The organism is Tenacibaculum sp. 190524A05c (assembly GCF_964036595.1).
Classification (GTDB): Bacteria; Bacteroidota; Bacteroidia; order Flavobacteriales; family Flavobacteriaceae; genus Polaribacter; species Polaribacter platacis.
In genome coordinates, this window is record NZ_OZ038523.1 from 2,492,687 (window position 1) to 2,514,249 (window position 21,563).

At 29.9% G+C, this 21,563-nt stretch carries 15 protein-coding genes; all 15 read right to left on the reverse strand.

Annotated features, from left to right (window positions below; all coding sequences use genetic code 11):
• Positions 1-337 precede the first annotated feature (337 nt).
• The 15 genes from ABNT61_RS10805 to ABNT61_RS10875 all read right to left on the reverse strand — a co-directional run bounded on the left by ABNT61_RS10805 (position 338) and on the right by ABNT61_RS10875 (position 21,359).
• Positions 338-1,447 carry a hypothetical protein gene (locus tag ABNT61_RS10805; protein WP_348743211.1) on the reverse strand — a complete coding sequence of 370 codons (1,110 nt, stop codon included), beginning with the start codon at positions 1,445-1,447 and terminating at the stop codon, positions 338-340.
• The gene (locus tag ABNT61_RS10810; RefSeq protein WP_348743212.1) at positions 1,434-2,495 is read right to left on the reverse strand and encodes a hypothetical protein; all 1,062 of its coding nucleotides are present in this window, start codon (positions 2,493-2,495) and stop codon (positions 1,434-1,436) included. The genes ABNT61_RS10805 and ABNT61_RS10810 overlap by 14 nt, the downstream gene beginning before the upstream one ends.
• A 6-nt stretch (positions 2,496-2,501) precedes the next feature.
• Positions 2,502-4,430: an AAA family ATPase gene (locus tag ABNT61_RS10815; RefSeq protein ID WP_348743213.1), complete on the reverse strand. Its 1,929-nt coding sequence runs from the start codon at positions 4,428-4,430 to the stop codon at positions 2,502-2,504.
• Positions 4,431-4,453: 23 nt separating this feature from the next.
• Positions 4,454-7,288 carry a type I restriction endonuclease subunit R gene (locus ABNT61_RS10820; RefSeq protein ID WP_348743214.1) on the reverse strand — a complete coding sequence of 945 codons (2,835 nt, stop codon included), beginning with the start codon at positions 7,286-7,288 and terminating at the stop codon, positions 4,454-4,456.
• A 4-nt stretch (positions 7,289-7,292) separates the two neighbouring features.
• Positions 7,293-8,153, reverse strand: a complete 861-nt coding sequence (locus ABNT61_RS10825; RefSeq protein WP_348743215.1) for a GIY-YIG nuclease family protein — start codon at positions 8,151-8,153, stop codon at positions 7,293-7,295.
• 17 nt (positions 8,154-8,170) lie between these two features.
• On the reverse strand, positions 8,171-8,653 hold the full coding sequence (locus ABNT61_RS10830; RefSeq protein WP_348743216.1) for a hypothetical protein: 483 nt from the start codon (positions 8,651-8,653) through the stop codon (positions 8,171-8,173).
• 3 nt (positions 8,654-8,656) lie between these two features.
• Positions 8,657-9,988: a pentapeptide repeat-containing protein gene (locus ABNT61_RS10835; protein WP_348743217.1), complete on the reverse strand. Its 1,332-nt coding sequence runs from the start codon at positions 9,986-9,988 to the stop codon at positions 8,657-8,659.
• 9 nt (positions 9,989-9,997) lie between these two features.
• Positions 9,998-11,290, reverse strand: coding sequence for a restriction endonuclease subunit S (locus ABNT61_RS10840; protein ID WP_348743218.1), 1,293 nt, complete (start codon positions 11,288-11,290; stop codon positions 9,998-10,000).
• A gap of 1 nt (position 11,291) precedes the next feature.
• The gene (locus tag ABNT61_RS10845) at positions 11,292-12,854 is read right to left on the reverse strand and encodes a type I restriction-modification system subunit M (RefSeq protein WP_348743219.1); all 1,563 of its coding nucleotides are present in this window, start codon (positions 12,852-12,854) and stop codon (positions 11,292-11,294) included.
• Between the two features lie 261 nt (positions 12,855-13,115).
• Complete coding sequence (locus ABNT61_RS10850) at positions 13,116-13,715, reverse strand: TetR/AcrR family transcriptional regulator (protein ID WP_348743220.1); 600 nt, start codon at positions 13,713-13,715, stop codon at positions 13,116-13,118.
• A gap of 62 nt (positions 13,716-13,777) precedes the next feature.
• Entirely contained in the window at positions 13,778-15,349 is a 1,572-nt protein-coding gene (locus ABNT61_RS10855; RefSeq protein ID WP_348743221.1) for a GMC oxidoreductase, read from the reverse strand.
• A 3-nt stretch (positions 15,350-15,352) separates the two neighbouring features.
• Positions 15,353-17,182, reverse strand: a complete 1,830-nt coding sequence (locus tag ABNT61_RS10860) for a fatty acid desaturase (protein WP_348743222.1) — start codon at positions 17,180-17,182, stop codon at positions 15,353-15,355.
• Positions 17,183-17,297: 115 nt separating this feature from the next.
• Positions 17,298-19,883 (reverse strand): TonB-dependent receptor, encoded by a 2,586-nt coding sequence (locus ABNT61_RS10865; protein WP_348743223.1) that lies wholly within the window; start codon positions 19,881-19,883, stop codon positions 17,298-17,300.
• Positions 19,884-20,795, reverse strand: coding sequence for a FecR family protein (locus ABNT61_RS10870; RefSeq protein ID WP_348743224.1), 912 nt, complete (start codon positions 20,793-20,795; stop codon positions 19,884-19,886).
• 54 nt (positions 20,796-20,849) lie between these two features.
• Positions 20,850-21,359 (reverse strand): RNA polymerase sigma factor, encoded by a 510-nt coding sequence (locus tag ABNT61_RS10875; RefSeq protein ID WP_348711105.1) that lies wholly within the window; start codon positions 21,357-21,359, stop codon positions 20,850-20,852.
• Between the last annotated feature and the right edge of the window lie 204 nt (positions 21,360-21,563).

Genomic DNA, 21,563 nt, shown 5'->3' on the forward strand with positions numbered 1-21,563 from the left:
ATATTTTAAATATTAAACTTTATTCATTTAACTTTAGGTCTGTTACTCTTGACTAAACAAACAGACAATTCTTTGCAAGAACCTTTATAAACTATAATCTAGGTGCTTTTCATTAGACAAACACTGATTAATAATTATATGCCATCACTAATAATAAATTATAAAGATTATATAGTAATGATTTTCAACACATATCTAAGTAGATAGAGTTTGTAAAGACAAAAAAAATTAAACACTAAATTCTTGGAAGCAACTCCATGGGTTTAATTTCTTTATTTTACCAATTCGAAAAAACACTCAAAATCACCTCCTCTAAGTCCATATAAATAGTAAAACACTATACTAAACCATCTCTATCTATTCCCTTAAGTAAAACATCTTCTTTTTCAATAAAAGGATCATACCAATCTCCTTTTGATCTAGCCCATTCAATCCATTGTTTCTTTTCCTCATCAAAAGTGTTATTTTCTTTTTCTAAACGTTCAAATTTATCAATGTAATTTCTAATATATAGGTTTTTTTGATGCCTATCTGCTAAGCTAAATAAGTTTTTAAATTCATCAATTTCTTGATTCCTTTTTATTTTGAAGTCTTCCTCTTGTTTCTTTTTAATCTCATATTGTTTGCGCCATTCCTCCCTTTCAATTCTTTTCTTTTTTTCTTCTTTTGCCCTAAGTTCAATTGTTGCAATTATTGATGATATTTTAGTCTCTAATGGATTTTTATCAGAATCTTTCCATTGTCTTTCAGGGTATATATCTTCCAGTTTGAAAGTTAAAACCCCAGATGGCTCTAAATCAAACCTATCCCAACCATTATCATTAACTCGTATTCTTTTAAGAGACTCTCTTAACCGTATCTTAATTGGTTCTTCATTAATAACTACACAAGTTCCCCTATCAAATTTTATTTCAAATCCTTTTTTCTTGAAAGCCTTTATCAAAGTATCCATAATTCTCAACGACCTAGATATATTCTTTTTTGATACTTCTATGTTTAAAATTCCATTTGATGACACAATTAAGCCTTTCGAATTACCCCATTCTCTTATTTTCTTATTCTTTAAATCTTTTCTAGCTGATATAATTAAGGGATCAAACTTCGTTATCTTCTCAGGAACAGTATGCTTTATTGACTTATCATTTTCAACCTGTCTTTTTAAAATTTGAAACTCTGATAAACCTAAATGAATTTCTTTTTCTCCCTCTTTTCTAATTTTTAATTCAATTATAATATCATCGTCTCCTTTCGGCAGAGGTGTAACCTCTACTTTCTTGTTAAATTTTATTTTTGACCAATACCCAGATTTAGGAAATGGTATATTGTGCTTGATACATATTTTACGTAAACCATTATCAGAATAAGAATACTCCTTAGCTAATTGAACCAATGGTTTTGACCAAACTAAATTATAAAGTTCTCTCCTGCTAATTTTATTCTCCCTCATTTATAATATTCAATTCTTTCAAAATATCCTTTTTCATTTTACTAAAAGGTCTTTTACTAAAATCTTTTTCATCATAATAAACACCGAAAGCCAATCTATACAATTCTTCTTGTGAAATATTTAAACCATTATAGGTATTAGAACTTAAGATTGAAAGATATCTTTCACTATAAGCCTGTTTTATTTTAAGTAATTCTTTCAGTTCCTCGGTATGAGCATTATAAACCTCTTCTATTTTGTAAGACCTCATTGTTCTCCTTACTACGTGATCGTTATTTGGATATAATAATTTGATTGCAAATCCAGACTTAGTTTTAGAAGAATACCTATAACTAAACTTAAAATCTTTATTATTAATTTTATCTAGATAAGGATGAATGTATACACCTATCTTAAAAATCTGATCACCTTTAATAGAAGTATTACATGTTGAACAACTAGGAATTAAATTATAAAATGACAAAGCTAAGAGTGAAAGTTTCTTTTTGGGATACCAATGATCAAATTGAGGGCGAATAATTTTCTCACCATTCTCAGAAACTACTGTATTGGTATAATTACGATTACAATAAGTACATGTATTTTTATCAAGTTTTGATGAAAGAATATAAGCATTATATTTTTTCTCTTTTTTTATAAATGTTGAATATGAAAAAACCTTTAAAAGCTTTATATTAAGTTTTTTAAACCTTGAAATAAGCCTTTTTTGAGGTATAGTCCTATCAGACTCTTTAATTGAAAGAAAGTTAATATAATCATTAAATTCTGATAAGCGAAAATGCGTTGCGGAAAGATAAAATCTTTCTAAAACATTCCATAAAAAATCAGGTTTAGCCCTAATAATCTCATCAATTCTTTCCCTCGTTAAATACCTTTGGATTCTAACTGACAACTCATGTTTAACCTTTCTAGTTTCTGGACAAACTTTACAACTAGAATCATTACACCCAATTCCCGTTAGTCTTTTATAAACCAAACAAACAATATTGTTGGCATGCATTTTAATTGCCTGTTGTACAACTAGATTTTCTGGATACAAGTATATCATTATTCATTAATTTAAGCCATTTAACCTTAATTGAAGATTAGATATCTGAGATGAAAGAATCATTTTTTTAGCTTGATTATTATCTATTAATTCATCCATCATTTCAGCTAGTTTCAATTGAACTATATGTTCGTCGATCAGCTTTATAATCTTCAAATTCATATCAAACTCTTCTTGTTTAAAGTTATAATCTTCTTTTAATCTAAATTTTCTTTCATTTTCATTTTCTATCCATCTAATTACTCCATTAATCTTATTCTGAGCAAATTCACCTACTAGAGCCTCATCTGTCTCTCCCATAAAAAACGAATCCTCTAGTAAATCCGTAATGTTTGCACCAAATGATTTTTTAGTAGTCATAAAATCAGTTGTAGAAGCTATTTTTGTTTGCCCATTCAAATTATATAAATACACAATATTAGATGATGGAACATCTGACAATGGAAAGGGGTCGTGAGATGTAAAAACAATCTGAATCTGACTTTTATTTAAAATTTCACCTTCTATTTTAGGAATTTTAGATTCAAAAATTAATGGTAAAATTTTAACTAACGTATTTACAAATTTCTTTTGCCATTTAGGGTGAAAACCAGAGGTAGCTTCATCAAGTAAAAGTATCTGAGGTCTATTTTCCTTTAAATGCTCATTTACATAAAAAGAAGAAAGAAGATTCAAAAGATTTTCTTCTCCTTGCGACAGTGAATAAGAAGGCAATACCCCACCTAATTGAAAATCCACTCTGATCGCAGACTCGCTGTAAATTAGATAGTTATCTTGATTAAAAAAAATATTATTTAACTCTTCTTGTTTAAAAAAGAAATTGTTTTCTATAAGTTTATTTAGTCCTTGCAAGGTTATTTCTTCCTTTTTAGGTAATAAACTATACCACTCTAACCCTAACTCTATAAAGTATTTTAATTTTTCTCCGTTAGATTCCTTCTCATATTTCTTTTTTATTTGTTTGAGCCAACTTACAACCTTTTCTTCAGAAAGTAATTTTACTTCATCTTCTAAATATGGCTCGTCAAAAGATTTATCTCTTTTTTTAGACATCCAAATAAACATCAAAACTCTAGACATTACATAAATTTTGATAATAGCATTTAACCTAAAATTAAAAGAAGTATCATCATACCTACTAAGGAAATTAATTTTTTCGATATACTCCTTTCTATCTATCAACTCCAATAATTTTATATCAAAATCTATATCTTTTCCTTTCTCACCTTTCTTAATCGCACTTAATTCAATTTCTAATTGCCATAGAACTTCTTCTGATAGTTTATCTATCTTTATTTTTGCATTTTTATATCTAGGAAAATCATTATAAACTTCTGAAATTTCATCCATTAACTTAGAATTACTAAACATCAAAAGCGCTCTTTGCTGTCTAATTGCATTAAGTTCTAATAAATTTTCATATTCTACACTATCAGAAGCTACTTTTGATAAAAAATAATTAGTAGAAGCCTGCGGATTATAATAAGAAAACTTTGGGGAATAAAACCCGTTTGCTTCAATATTATAACCATAATGATTTCGTTCATCTAAAATATTTTTTTCAAGAAAAGCAACATTGTTTTTATTAAAATCTAGTTTATTTAGTTTTAAAGTAGGTTTGCCTAAATAATTATTTTTAATCACTGTTACCTCCTTGTCTCTCTCAAAAAATAATACTACCTCTTTATTAGTAATTAACTCCAATAACATGGAAGTCTTTCCTACCCCATTACTTCCAACTAAAGCGGATAACAATGAAACATCTTTACCAAAAAAGTCAGAAATGTAATTTTCATTCTCCTTTCTTAATATCGAAATACCATTACTAGACACATTGTTAATTTTGTAAAAAAATTCTCCTCCCAGATTAACAACCACGTTTTTTCCAAATTGCCTATGGTCATCTAAATAAAATGCTGATAATTTCCAACTCATGTCTTAAAACTAAAATTTAATTTCTAACCCATCCCATTTATAAATGTTTCAACAAAACCAACAATCTTAGTTGTTATCCTCTCAGCTACCGAAGCTCTTTCTCTTAAACTAGGTCTAACATTCATTAGTCCAATAACATCATCTCTTAAAGGAGCTTTTTCAGTAAATAAATAATTACTAATTACATCAACTAATTTTTGATAGTCTAAATTTTCTTCTTCACTAAGCTGTTTAACTGCTTTCTTCTTTTCATTAGTCCAGTATGTATCGAATTCATCTGCTACTAATTCAGAGTCTCTAACTAATGGTAGATTTTCTTCAATGAAACGTTCTATTAATTCTTTTTTACTTCTTAATTGTGTATCAGAAGTAAGCATATCAGATATTGTTTTACGCTGTTTTTCTCTTTCTTGTGGCTTCTTTGTTTCAGCAAGTTGGGCAAGGAGTGTTAATATGTAAGCTACATTGATCTCATCTCTTCTAATTAACTCAATTTCAAAATCGATATCGTTTAAAATGGATACTTTTTCTTTCTCCTTTTTAACATCATCCCTTATATCTAAATATTTACTTTGATAGTCTTCAAAATCTTGCTCTGTAATTCCTAAATCATCAAAACTAAATTCGGTAAACGTAGTTAACACATTCTTTAAACGCATTAATTCTCGAAACGCTTTAACAAACTCTAGTTTTTCAGTTTCAGAAGGCAAATCATTTACACTATCTACCGTCGGAACAATTTCATACAACTTCTCTACCGATTCTTTAAACTTACTTGTATAATCTTCGTATGGCTTAACTACTATTTCTTCTATCGCTTCTTTATTAGAAAAAAGTGTTATAGCATCATCTGTTGCCTTTTTCAAATTTCTAAACGCTACAACATTCCCTTGAGACTTTACCTCATCTAGTATTCTATTTGTTCGAGAGTATGCTTGAATTAAACCATGATATTTAAGGTTTTTATCTACATAAATTGTATTTAGTAACTTACTATCAAAACCTGTAAGAAACATATTTACGACAAGCAATACATCTACTTGCCTATGTTTAACTCGCTTTCCTATGTCTTGGTAATAAGAATAAAATAAATTCGTAGAATAGTTCGTCTGGAACATATCGTTGTAATCTGAAATAAATCCATCTAATTTATCTCTAGTATGAGAATAGACAGGAGCAGGTTCATTTACATAAAAGTCTTCAAAATCTTCATCAGGAATAAAACCATTTGCATCTTCATCTAACTCATTAGCTTTATAAGAGAATATAGTAGCTACCCTTAAATCATGTTTTCCTTCTTCTTTTTTAGTTTTAAACAACTCATAATACTTTATGAGTGTCTTTACATTATGGACACAAAAAATTGCCGTAAATCTTCTGTTATGAGTTTTTCGAGTATGATTGTGAATAATATATTCCGTAACGTTATCTAATCGCTCAGGTGCTTCCATGACCTCTGCTTTATCAATACTATCGACATTGATATCAATTATCTCGTCTTCATCTTTACTCTTGAACGTACTGATGTACTCAATAGCAAACTTTAATACATTCTTATCCCTGATAGCATCCGTAATAACATACTTGTGCAAACACTCTTGAAACAAATCTTTAGTCGTACGTTTTCCTAATTTATTTTTAACGGAATTATCTTTAAAAATTGGTGTTCCAGTAAAACCAAATAATTGCGCATTTGAGAAAAAATCTTTAATACGATTGTGTGTATCACCAAACTGACTTCGATGACATTCATCAAAAATAAACACCACTCTTTCATTTTTTAAGGCTTCCATACTAGCCAAATATTTAGGCTTGTATATCGCTGTATTTAATTTTTGAATAGTGGTTACGATTAATTTTGTGTCATCAGAAAACTGTTTTACCAATTTCCCTGTATTATTTGTTGCATCAATACTACCTTCACTAAAACTATTAAACTCTTTGATGGTCTGATAATCTAAATCTTTACGATCTACGACAAATACTACTTTTTTAACTCCTTCTAAATTGGTAAGTATTTGCGCTGTTTTAAATGAGGTTAATGTTTTACCTGAACCTGTTGTGTGCCAGATATACCCAAACTTAGTACTGTTTTTAACTCGTTCAACTATGGCTTCAGTAGCATAGTATTGATACGGTCGTAATACCATTAAAATTTTTGAGGTATTTAAAACGGTATACTTGGTTATCATCTTAGAAACATGACAAGGATCTAAAAATCGAGCTGTAAACTCACTAAGTTGTGTTATTATTTTATTCTCTTTATCTGCCCAGTAAAATGTTTGTTTAAAGGAACGTGCTTTTATAGGATTATTGGCATAATACTTTGTGTTAACCCCATTACTGATGACAAAGAGTTGAATAAACTGAAACAACCCACTACCTGATTGATAGGAATGGCGTTGGTATCTATTGGTTTGGTTAAAAGCCTCTTTTAATTCTAAACCTCTACGTTTTAATTCTATTTGAACTAAAGGTAAACCGTTGATAAGTATCGTTACATCATAACGATTGGTATACTTACCTTCCATAGTTATTTGGTGCGTTACTTGGTATTGATTTTTACACCAATGTATTTGATTTAATAACTCAATATACCCTGTTGTTCCGTCATCTTTTGCGTAGGTAACTTTATCTCGTAACGTTTTGGCTTTTTCGTATATATTCCCTTTAGATAATACATTTAAAATTTGTTTAAATTCATTATCTGATAGATTGGTGTTATTATGCTTTTCAAGTTGACTTTTAAGATTAGCTTTTAAATCAACTTCATCCTTAATAAGTACTTTTTTATAACCTAACTCTTGTAACTGTTTTACAAGATTTTCTTCTAAAATATATTCTGATTCTTTTGTCATTTTCTTATTGATCTCCTAATTGTTGATTTTCCCATTCTTTATAAGTAATAGTAGTTCCTTTAACTTTCCAATTTTGAGGACCCGAAATTGGTGTTCCTGTCAAAAAACAGCCTGCTGTGGATGAACTGGTAGTAGGATAATCTTCTATAACAAATAGTTTCCCTTCTCTTATTTCGAATATTCCTTTTTCGATAAGAGCATTTCTTTTTTCTCTAATGGTTTCATATAGTGACGGACTAGATTTTTCTTTACCTATAGAGCCTTTTTTAATTATAAATAAATCATCTTGGATATAAGCTTCAGCCTTTACAAATCTATTATTCATTTCAAATTCTGCCACAGCTTTGGTTTTGTCTTGCTTTGTAATAATGGGTTGTAAAATGTTAACACCTGTTGCAGGTAGTATGAATGACAGATTTTCAACAAATACTTCCATATCACTAATATCTGGGCGTGGAAGTATACCTGTGTAATCGTTTAAAGATTTTTTATTTTCTAAATTGTAAAAGGTTTTTTCTATCAATTGAGCACAACGATACTCCAAGTAAGAACAGTGTGTTTTGGTTAGGTTAAAATCCTTCGTTTGTACTAAAATCAATTTATCCCAAAAATCTTTTTTATCATCATGATCTTTTAAACGGTTAATGCCGTTCATGGTTTCACCAACATATACTTTTTTTTCTTCATCAGAAACTAAAAAATAAATCCCTGCTTTATCTATATCATTCATTTTATATAAATCAGCTAGAGCAGTTCTTGGTGCAGCAATAACGTAGCCTGTCCAATTAATCATCTCAGCTTGAATAATACCATGATGATTCCCTTCTTCAAAAAATAATTTTACAGTTTTTCCTTTAGTTGTCATATCGGGGGCGATGTGTTTTATTTTTCTAATATTCTGTTTATCATTGCTAAATCTCTTTTTCCTATTTTATTGTAGAGTAAGTCAAATTTTTCTCCTTTGTTCTTATGAATTAAGTAGCTTTCAGCTTCAGATCTTCCAAAATCGATATAATAAAATGTCATTTTAATATTTCTCTCAAAATATGCTGTCAACCTCACTTCTTCCTCCTCTGAAAAAACTCCTTTTTTGTTAACATCAGTTTCAAATAGTTTTCTACCTCTTTGTTTTCTAAATGTATGATTATAAGTTCTTCTTATATCCTTCATCCTTTTTAATAAACTTGAGGTTTCACCTATATATACCAAATCTCCATCGTCAAATAAAGCATAAATAGCTGGTCTATCTTTAAAATTTCTATTTGCCCAATCCAAAGTATACTCAAACTTTATTCTTTTTGATGTTTTTAAATGGTTATCAATTTCATTTAAATAATTCAATATTTCTAGATTAGAGAACTTCATATACTATCTATATTTTCTAAAAGCTTGAACTGTTTGATAAATTCCATAACCAACAAAAATTCTTCCTAAAAAATCACAGATATAAAAACACTCACCTAAAGTATACTCAGAAAAATCATCTCCTAAATAATCGAATTTATGAGTAGGGTTTAAAAAGTTTAAAAAGTGAGATATATTATCATCTACAATGAATATATCTCCTGAAAATAAATCAAAAGTGTATTTAGAAGTTCCTAACATAGATAAACTAAAGAAAATACAGCCAATAACAAACGTGAAAACAAATCCTACAAAGTAGGATTTTCCATGCCCATTAGATAAGAAATTTAAAACTTGAATTACCTGATTTGTAAACGCTTTTAATTTTGAATACAGAAAATATAACCAGTGTTCATTTTCTCCTATTTCTTTTCTAAAAAACTCATTACTAAGAGCTTTAGATTGAGCAGAACGTTCTAGATACTTGAAATCTAATGCTCTAATATTATTGGACTGCCCATCATAATATTTTTTGATAATCCTATACGTTTCCTGCTTATTCTTTAAAGGAATATTCCCATTTTCAGATACATCTTGTTCGTAATCATTTTCGCTCTTTGGTTCTGAATGGTTAAAGTACTTTACTTTTAAGTCAAATAAGTTTAAATCTCCTTTTAAGATCGCTAAAGATAAATCTAAACCCTTTTCAAATTTTGCCCCCCTAAAGATACTAACACTGTTTAATAAGGTATATGTAAACAGTACATTTTCCTTAAATATTGCAGCAGAAAAAACTGTAGTCTCTAAAAAATCTGTTTTGTAAAAAATTACAGGCTTTATAAAAGTTGTATTCCAAAAATCTGCTAAACTATTGAAAGTTGTATTTCTAAAATTAGCTTCATTTACAATACAATTGTGAAAGCGAACTTTACCCTTCTTTGTATTTTCTTCTGAACCAAAAATAGCATCCTCAAAATTAACACTTAGAATATTACTATCTCTAAATTTTAGACTACCTGAATACCGCCATACTCTTACTACATTTTCAATAATACAATCATTATTAAACTCTATATTTCTATCTGAATGACCTATTGTTATTTTTTGTTTAAAAACACAATTACTAAAAATTAAGCTACCAATATTTTGAAGTGCTTCCGCTTCCATTGAATTAATTACTTCATTTGAAAATGGTAAGTTCAATTCAAAATCAATTTCGATTGCTTTGAAATCATCCTTTTCCAAAGACCAATTAAGAGGACTACCATACTCATCAACTTCTTCTATTACAAACTTTAGATCCTCCTTCCAATACTCTATTAACTCGTGTATATTTTTAGCAATTCTTTTTGCCATAATTTAGTTTTAAACAAACATCTGTTGTAACAATCCTTTTTTAAACTCTTTTGTTTCTTCTATTTGTGTATGTACTAATTGTATTTTGTCATCGATAGCCGATAAAAAGTTGGCTATTTTTAATTGTTCTTCCATACTAGGAAGGTTAATCGTTAATTTAATAAAAGCCGATTTAGAAATATTATATCTTGTACTACCTTGAGCTAAAGGAATTATTTTCTTCTTAAATTCTTTGCTACGAAATATATACTGAGAAAAAGCTGGAAAAAGTATTTTTAAATCTGTTCTAAAACCAAAACAAAAACTATTCAAGTACATTTCATCTACATCTTCTAATAAAACAGATGAAGTACCTATTTCATCTGGTGTTTCCGAAGATGTTGTAAAAAACACATCTCCATATTGTACATTTGTTTGATTATCATCTTTTGATATATCAACTAATCCACATTTTCCTATATCTATCTTTGAACTATCAAAAATCTGTTTGTATTGAATATAAGGTTTTCCTTGACCGAAATCTTTTTTAGTTTTCCCTGTTAAACCATTTATTGTATATCCTATATCATCCAACTTTTTCTCTTCCCAATCAGGGTACTCGTTCCCATCATCATCACCTTCGACTTCGCTCAGGTCAGGTTTAAATCGTAACTCTTGACTAAAGATTTTTTGCATTATTCCCTTTTTATATTCTTCTAAAAGAGCTTTCTTTTTTTGTAGTGATTCTATTTTTTTATCTACTGAAGATAGGAAGGATGTTATTTTTTGCTGTTCTTTAATTGAAGGAATATTGACTTTAATATTTTTTATATCCTCTACTCCCACATTTGATTGATTTCCAGTCCCTCCCTTACTTTCATTAAAAAAATAATGCAAAAATTTATTAGTTTTAAGTTCATAGTTTATAAAACCATTTACAGAAACCCCTTCAATCTCCCTTAATCTAATTAATCTTTGATTTAGTAAATACCTATCATCTAAGGGAATATTAATAGAATAGCCATAATCTTTTTTACCAACTGTTCCCGTTAGAGTAAGAACAGTATCTCCTTTTTTTAATAAAAACTTCCTATGCTTTTCTTCCAAGTCATTCCAAAAAGATGGATTTCTATCTAACCTTAATTCGTTTTTATAAACATTAGACATTTTGATTAGTTGATACTTTCCTTGATCATTTGACATTTCAAAACTTTTGAAAGCATTACCTGATTGAAAATCTATAAAATCTCCCATTCTTTCTTTCTTCCAGAGATTTGAAAACTCCTTGAACCTTAATAAAGGTACTTGTTTAACATAACTCATACTAAAAAGGAGTTTTAATATTCAGTTGTTTACAAAAGTCAGTAATGGTTGTGTCTACTGTTGTAATTTCCTTTTCTAACGTTTGTAATTGATTAGCAACCAAATCTAAATCTACAGGTACTTCTTCTTCAAACGTATCTACATAACGAGGAATGTTTAAATTATAGTCATTTTCTACAACCTCATCTATAGAGGCTACATAACTAAACTTATCCATAGTTGTACGTTCTCTATAGGTATTTACAATTTTATAAACATGCTCTTCTAATAACTTATTTTTATTCCCTTCTTTTTCAAATTCCTTAGAAGCATCAATAAATAAAATATTCTCATTATGCACTCTACATTTACTTAGCACCAATATACAAGTTGGTATTCCTGTTCCAAAAAAGATATTAGGAGGCAAACCAATAACGGCATCTAAATAGTTAAGATTTTCAATTACATATTGTCGTATGGTTCCTTCAGCAGCACCTCTAAACAATACACCATGTGGTAACACACAAGCCATAGTTCCATTCTCCGCTAAGTGGTGTACCATGTGTTGTACAAAAGCAAAATCGGCTTTACTAGTTGGTGCTAGTTTTCCGTATTGACTAAAACGATCGTCATTTTCATTTAACGGATTATTTTTACCTTCCCACTTTGCAGAAAAAGGTGGATTAGCTACAATAGCTTCAAAACGTAAGTCTTTATGTTGAGGCTCTTTTAATGTATCTTCTTGTTTGATATCAAACTGACGGTAATGTACATCATGTAAAATCATGTTCATACGAGCTAAGTTATACGTAGTTCTGTTTAACTCTTGTCCGTAAAACTCGTCAACCTCAACTTCTCTAGCCACACGTAACAATAAAGATCCTGATCCACACGTAGGATCGTACACATTCTTTAAACGTTTTTTTCCTGTAGTAACAATTTGGGCTAATATTTTAGATACTTGTTGTGGTGTATAAAATTCTCCTGCTTTTTTTCCTGCTCCACTTGCAAACTGAGAAATTAAATATTCGTAGGCATCACCTAAAACATCTGCTTCTGAATCCTTTAATGCAAAGTCTATTTTATCTAAATGCGATAATACTCTTGCAATTAATGTATTTCTTGCATTAGGACTTCTTCCTAATTTAGTACTATTTAGATCTAGGTCTTCAAAAAGTTGATTAAAGTCATCTTCACTTTCAGTACCCATAGTACTTTGTTCAATACTATTTAGAATTTGTTCTAAATCTTCTAATATAAAATTGCTTTCGTTTTCTATATCGGCATTTCCTTTTTTAGCCATAGAACTAAATAATTCTTCTGGCTTTAAAAAGTACCCTAGTTTAATTAAAGATTCTTCTCTAATCGCTTCTAAATCTTCAGTATTCGTAACTTTTACATAGTCTTTAACTTTTTCTGTTTCTAATAAGGTATTAGCGTATATGTATTGTTTTTCTGAAAGGTATTTGTAAAATATAAATCCAAGTATATAATCTCTAAACTCATCTGCATCCATTTTACCACGCAATTCGTTGGCAATATTCCATAATTGAGCTTCGAGTAATTTCTTTTGTTCTTCTGACATTAATTCCTAGTTGATTTGAAATTTAAAAATAGGTAAAATTGAAATTTTAATTACACTATTTGCCAAACAAATCAAAAAACAACTAAACAGAAATAAAAAAGGTTGGCTATTCCACTAAGCCAACCCTAAATAAAACATGTAATAATTTGTTCTATTTTATCCAAACCTCCTTATAATTGGATTGATTACGGCTCAAGAGGTTGCAGGTTTGAATCCTGCCGAGGTCACAAAAAAAAGGTTTCAAGAAATTGAAACCTTTTTTTATTTTGTTAATGCTTTAATTCTCAAGTGTAAATACTGAGAAACAATATCTTTTAAGCTTAGTTTTTCCTCTTTAAAATGTTCATGATCGGTCATAATATTCATGATAAAGGAATTATCCATTGCCAAAAGCAAGGCAATATTGAAATTTGCAAAAACTCCTGTTTCCATTCCTCTTTTATAAATTAAAGAAAAGGTAGATAAAATTCCATCTGTAACTTCTTTTATATGATTCCAAATTCGTGGAAAATTCGTTTGAATCTCTTCTAAAAAGTGAATCGAAATCCCTTCAATAGAATCACTTATTTTCAGCAAACTTTGTTCATATAAGGAAACTACATCTACGTCATCAGAAAGTTCTTCTATCACCACACCTTTTAAATCATTAAGTACCATTGCGACCATGGTTGCATAAATCTCCTCTTTAGTTTTAAAATAGGTGTAAATTGTACTTTTACTTTTCTGAGTAAGAATCGCTAAATCATCTAACGTAAGCTTATCCAGTTTTTCATTCTGAACCTTATAAAATAGTTCTCGAACCCAAATCTGAGCTTTACTTGACAATTCCTTTCGTTCTGTATCTAAAGCTTTTCTTCCCATCTCTAAAATTATCTTTTAATCAATTCCGTTCTTTTAAAACAGCAGTCTAATATATGGATAAGTTATTGTTTTGTTGGAATTTTCGACATTGCTAGTTCAGAAATTGCAGTTATAGATAATGAGGGATTAACACCTGGGTTTGCAGAAATCATAGACCCATCGCAAACATACATATTTTCATATCCATAGATTTTATTGTTTTTATCTATTACTCCTTCTTCTTTTGTCTTTCCCATAACGGCACCTCCCAATATGTGAGCTGTTGTTGGAGTACCTAATAATACATCGGCAAAATTCGAAAAAGGTATTGCTTTAACTTTTTGACTCAATAACTTAGCCAATTTTGAAGCTTCAGGAATAAATCCACTTGGTGCTTCGTTGGATTCTTTTTCTGTTTTTAACTGAGTTACTTTTCCTAATTTTAAACGTAATGTGCTATCCAAAGTTTGCATAAATAATAATACGGTAGTTCTTTTGCTATACGCTTTCGTAAAAATGGTTTTAAACAACTGAACTGGAGAAGAAAACAACACTCCAAAAACACCAAGAATTCGAACTATTGCATACTTATGTTGAACAGACGGAATTGTTAACGTTCTAAAAAAACCAGATCCTTTACCATATCGAACAGGCTCTAAATGACTATTCTTATCAATATGTAAAATAGAACCAATTGCGATTCCTTTTGAGTAATCTTTTGACTTCTTTTCAGTTGATGTTATCAATAACAATGATTCGTTATTTGTTCTGATATTACCACCAACCATTTCAGACAAATTTGGCAACGATTTTTTTTGCTTCAATTTTAATAACAACGGAACTGTTCCTAAAACTCCACCAGAAAAAACAACTCCCTTTGATTCTACTTTTATAGTTTTTGAAAATTTCGAAGTGCTTTTTTTAAAATAGATTTCGTAACCAGACGTTCCATTTTTATCTTTAGGTAAAACATCTAAAACTTCATGTTCTGCAACAATTTCAACTCCTAATTTTTGAGCGAAATACAGATAATTTTTATCTAAAGTATTTTTTGCATTGAATCTACATCCCGTCATACAAGCACCACAATAATTACAGGCAGCTCGATCAGGACCTTCTCCATTAAAATATGGATCTTTTACTTTTTCTCCAGGTTTACCAAAATGTACAGCAACTTTGGTTGTTGAAAAATGATCTTCTCGCTTTAAGTCTTTTGATAAATCTTGTATCAAATGATCTGCAGGACCAAAATATGGATTCTCTTCCGCGCCCAACATCCTGTATGCTTCTTTATAATGCGGTGCCAATTCCGTTTCCCAATCATTCAGTCCATTCCAGCTACCCGATGTAAAAAATTCCTTTTTAGGAATTGGTAATGTATTCGCATAAGTAAGTGATCCACCTCCCACTCCTACTCCAGAAAGTATACTAACATGATTTAGATATGTCATTTTAAAAAAACCAAACAATCGTAATCGAGGTTCCCAAAGCCATTTTTTCAAGTTCCAATTTGTTTTTGGAAAATCTTTAGGCTTAAACCATTTTCCTTTCTCAATAACTAAAACCGAATATCCTTTTTCTACAAGTCTTAAAGCACTTACAGACCCTCCGAATCCACTACCAATAATTACGTAATCGTATTTTTCCTTTGTCATATTTTACGATTTAAGTTTTATATCTGATTTAGGTTTACACATACAAGTAAGTATTAAACCTTCCTTCTTTTCATTTTCTAATAATACAGATTGATCATCTGATTTCCATGTGACTTCTCCATCCTTTAACTCACAAGTACAAGTTCCACATTGCCCCATACTGCATGCATAAGGAATCGCGACTTTATTCCTTTTCGCTCCTTCTAAAATAGTTTCAGATTCATAAACCGAGAAACTCTTATTATTCATAGTTATTTGAAACTTTTGACCAGACGGGGTTTCTTTTTGATAAGAGAACTCTTCAATACTAATTCGGCTTGATAAAATTCCATTTGAGGTCAGTACTTCTTTCGAAGCTTCCATCATAGGTGCTGGCCCACAGATATAGTAATTTGTGTACTCTTTAAAATCTATCAGTTCTTTCTGATGAGTTGTAGTCATTAAATCATACGTAATCGTTAATGAGAATTCATTTTTATACTGTTTTGCGAGCTCTTTTAATTCTTGGTGAAACATTATGTCATTCTCACTTTTACAGCCATAAATCAGCCTTATATTCGACAAACCGTCATCTAGAATTTTTTGTATCATGGAAAAGATTGGAGTAATCCCGCTTCCGCCAGCAATAAATAAATGGTTTTTTACTGATTCATCTTCTTGAATATTAAATGTTCCAAAAGGACCTGAAACATTCACATACTTTCCAACAGCTAAATAATCTAGGATTCTATTAGACAATTTTCCTCCAGGAACTCTTTTCACCCCAATTTTCAATTCTCCCGAATTCGGGTTAGAACAAATAGAATAGCATCTGCTTACTTTTTCTCCATCAACTAACATAGAAATTACTACATATTGACCTGCCTTGAAATGGAATGGAATATCATCGAGCTTCTTAAAAGTTATCTCAGCAGCATCATGAGTTAACATTCTTATACGATCAACTTGAAGAGAATACTTCCAAGTTCTTCCCTCCAAAACATCAACATACGTATTTCTTTTCTTGAAAATTCTTAAATCCTCAACACCAATTCCTTCAACTGGAGAATGCTTTTCTTTTAAGTCCTTTTCAATTAACTCAAACTTCTTTTTATAGAGATAAAAAGGAACTCTTGGGTACATATGATGAATTAAATGGTAACTCTGAAAAAAAGATAAAAACTCAAGACCTGGAACCTTAACAATTCTTGTATTGTAATGTTTATCCATATTATGATGGGGATAGTGCGGCAGCCAATCGAAAGTAAATCCTAAAATTGGCGCTGCTACTAAAGCAGGGAATAAGAAAACAACAAGGAAATTATACCAAAGATTGAATTGAATAACCAACACAAGGATAGTAAAAATGAATCCTACGAACAGAATCGTTTGGACTCTTGTTTTTCTCATGGCTTCATTTTCTTTACTTCGACTTCCTAAAGAAGTCACGTAATAATGTCCTATTAAAGTAAAACATCTTAAAAAAACAGATAAAAGATTATTTCCTCTAACATAGCCATCTGGATCTTCCTCTGAATCATTGGTATGCGCATGGTGTTTTAAATGAATTACTTTAAAAGCGCTAAATGGAAAGAACAGAAAACAACCGGCTATCCATCCTATTAAACTTTCCAAACTGTGGAATTTTACAATTCCTCTTGAAATATTCCCATGACTAGATTCATGAACCACAGTAAACATGCTATACGCCAAAAACGCTCCAATTGCGATTGCTGTAAGTTCATTAACAACACTCGCTTCAAATAAATAATATAAAAATCCATAAGAAGTTAATAACACCGTGAAAAGAATCAATGTTGGGTATGCTAGAGTGCTTTTGTTATTCAATATCATAAATCGAACTATTTTTACAAATATAGTTCGATTTATGTGTTTTGCAAAATAATTCTGTTACAGATGAGATTATACCCGACTGTTTGCTAATATATTACATCAAATATCAAAATTGTTAATTATATATAATTCTAAACATTACATTTGGAGTAAACCCAAGAGAAACCGTATCAGTTGTACCTAAAACTACGTTTGAATTTTGTCCATTTGTTAAGAAGAAACTACGTTGTAACTTATTGCTACGATCAAAAATATTTAAGAAAGAAACACCTAGTTTTCCTTTCCATTTTTTATTCTTAGATATATTGAATTGATATGTTGAAGAAAAGTCTAATCTTTGATAACTTTCTAATCTTCTTCCATTAATATCACCAAAGAAAAACTCTTGTGTTCCATTATTATTTCGCTCTAAAACCTCAGTAAAAGGAATACCTGTTCTATACACCCAACCTAGTGAAAAATCAAAATTACCAACCTTGTAATTATGAGACCATCTTAAACGATGTGTTATATCATTATTTCCGGAGAATGGATTTCCTTCATTTGTTTGTGGAAAAGTAAACTTAGTATCTCCATAGCTATAACTGATCCAGGAAGTATAATCATTAAAACGTTTTTTCAATAAGAAATTAATTCCCTTAGAAGTACTTGAGCCATTAGCAATAATATTAGCATTTGTAGCCACACTTTGCCCCAGTGATGTTAGTCCGTCAATCTTTTTATGATAGGCATTTACATCTATCATCCAATCATTTTTTCTAAACACTAATCCACTTGAAAATTGATCGGATTTCAAAATCGGGATTTCATTCTTGTTGGATAAACTCCATACATAATTCTCCAAACCAAAATCATTAGTTGAAAACTCTATAATCTGACTAATATTCTGTTGTTTTTTCTCATAGGAAAAATTCGCCCAGAAATTCGGAAACACTTTCACTTGAGTATAAATTCTAGGAGTAACAAAGAATAATTTTTCAAGCGAGAAATAAGTGTTTCTTAGTCCAATTCGAATATTAAACTTGTCTTCATTTTCATATATGTAGTTACTATATAAAGCGTAGATAGTACTTGAACTTGCTTCTTCAATATTATAATCACTATCTGGAGCAAACGAATATGTTCTGCCTAAATTATAAGCAACATCATTATTGATTAATTCAAAACCATAACCAATTTGATGATTTTTTCGGAATTGATTTTTAAGTTCTGTTTTAAAACTAAACTCCTTTATGGAGTTCTTTTTTAAAGAAGACTGGGAAAAAACTGGATCTACATTTTGACCTCCTATAAACGAATAATTTAAATCATAATCAGAATAGTACACGGTTGTTTCCTGAGATAATTTTTCATCCCATTGCTTCATCCAATTAGCACCTAATCCAATATTTTTCACATCCAATTGATCCGTTTGTAAAAAAGAACCATCACTTAAACCAAAACGATAATCCAACTTGTTACTTACAAATAATTGATGCAACATTAATTGATCATTCTCTCCAATTTCTAAGTTTAATTTGGTATTAAAATCTTGAAAATAGAACCTGTTGTTTTTATCAAAAACTTGATCAACATCATTTTTTTCATTTTGGTCTATAACTGTATTTTGAAATACTTTTTTAGCCAAACTTTGAAAGGTAGAAGTTTCAAAAAAGTCAGATAATGATCTTCTTCCTGAAACTAAAATTGAAGCTTTTTTTCCTAATGGCATTTTTAAAAAAGCATCAGCGTGAGTTAGGTTAGATCCAAATGCTGCGCTTATTTCCTTTGCCACTTTCGATTTTGTTCTAATATCTACAACTCCAGAAACATGATTTCCATATTGAGCTCCTACACCTTCACTCAACACATTTACTTCCTCAATAATGTATGGATTGAAAGCGGAAATCATTCCAAAAAAGTGAGCAGGATTATATATTCTTATTCCATCAAATAAAACCAAATTCTGATCAGGTGTACCTCCTCTAATGTGCAAACCTGATGAAGTTTCATTTGGACTTAATACTCCTGGCAACAATTGAACACTCTGTAAAATATCTGGCTCGGTTAACCCAGGTAAAATATCTCGTTGTTGTGGTTTTATAGCAATTGACCCATCTTTATTCTTTGAAATACCGTTAACCAAATAACTATTAATTAGTACTTCATCTAATTCAGATGAATACTCTTCAATTTCAAAAGTTTTACAATTATTTCCATCAATACTACCAACGGCTTTCTTAATTGTTCTATAACCTCCGTAAGAAATTATCAAAATATCATTTTTCTCAGCTTGCTTGAGTTCGAAGTAACCATTTTCATCTGAAAAAACTCCTACTTTTTTTTCTTCAATATAAACGCTAACACCTTCAATGGTTTCTTTGGAGAATATATCTTTTATGTATCCGCATAAAACACCTGGTCTCGGCTTTTTCTTTTCTAGGACTAAAATATATCTTTCTGTTGCTCGCTTGAAAATCAAACCAGATTGCTCCTCAAATTTTAGCAATAAATCCTCAAGTGAATCATCATAAGAAACTTTTGTAATTAACTTATCATTAATTACATCATCTGAATATGAAAATTTAATTTGGTGTAGTTCCTCAAGTTTTTGAAGTATTTGTTTAAGAGGAATTCCTTTTTTTAAGGTTTGCGAATAAATGTTGTTTACCATTAGCATGGTAAACAATAGACCAATGACCTGAAGTTTTCTAAAACTCATTTATTCCTCAACGAGTGTAATTCTGTTTTTATCTACAATTGTAGCATTTATTTTTAATGGTTTGAAAACTGTTTCTAAAGCAATACTTAAATTTTTATGAGTAAATGCTCCTGTAAATTTATGGTCAATATTAATTTTTTCAGCGTCTATTTCAACACTGTATTGATTTTCAATTGCTTTGATAACATATTTCAATGGAATACTTACAAAAGAACTTTCTCCATTCTTCCAACTTGGTTCTTCTTCACTAAATTCCCATTCCTCAGAAGTACCGTTTATGTTTCTGTAAGCTTTCCCTCGGGTTAAAAATATCACTTTTTTTTGAGATGACACCTTAACTTTACCTTCATAACAGCTAACTTCCATTAAATTTTTATCTGTCGTAACGTTAAATTGTGTTCCCAAAACAGCAACATTCCCTTTCTCAGTTTCTACCGTGAACTTACTTCCTTTCTTCACTTTGAAGAAACCTTCACCTGTTAATTCTACTTTTCTATTTACATTCCAATTCTTTTCATTGAAAGCAATTTCAGATTTTGAATTTAAAATAACTTCAGAACCATCTGGTAAATGAACTGCCATTTGCTCTCCAAAATCTGTAGTGTAAGTTGTTGGTGAATTTATAAATTGAAATATTCCAAAAAGAATTGCAACCGATGCTGCAACTGCAATTGTAATAGTTGAATATAAAGATCTAACTTTCCCTTTTTTTCTTGTATTATCTATACTGCCTTGAATTTTAGTAAATAAGGCAGATTTATCGTATGTCGGCGCAACTAATTCTTGTGATTTAGTGGCGATTTTATTGTATAACAAGAAATCCGGATGGTTTTTAAAATCATCCAGTTCTACTTCGCTCAAATCGTTATTCAGCCATCGAGCTAAAAAAGTATCATCGTATTCTTTCATCATGTTTAAGCTTCCTACTTTTATTTAAAAAACAGTTTACTAAAAATTTACCCTACCTTAGAGTACATCTATTTTTTCTCTAAGTTTTTTTAGAGCTAATGACATTCGTTTTTCAACAGCTTTAACTGATATTCCAACTATCTCTGCAATTTCAGTATATGTCTTTTTATCAATTCTATTCAACAAGAAAACTTCTCGTTGCTTTTCGGATAAATCTGCTATAGCATTTTGCAGTTTTTCCATAAACTCTTTCTCTTCTAAAATAAATTCAGGGGTTTCTTTTGTGTACTGTTTTGTTGTTTGCTTTTGATGTTTTAAAACTACTTTTTTATGAGCAACAACATTTAAAAACAGATTACTTGCCACAGTAAACAGAAAAGATTTCGCCTTAGAAATTAAAACTTTAGAACAACTTTGCCAAAGTTTAACAAAACTTTCTTGAACTAAATCTTCGGCAAGATGCATGTCACCACACTTGTAGTACATATAATTCCTTAGGGATTCAGAATGATTATCAAATATTTCTGCAAACACTTTTGGTTTACAAATTGATTCTTCATGCTTCATAGACAGCAAACTTAATTTTTTTTTATTAAAAAGTAGGGTATTTTTTTGGAAGTCTGTTTCATAGCCATATAAAGCGAATAATTACCCTATGACTTGAATAATTATTGAAATTCTAGAGTTCAATTTAATTACGCAAAAACAAAATTCGCCTTATGTATTTATAATCCTAACCTAAGAAGCTGCCCCCTCAAAACTTTTAATACC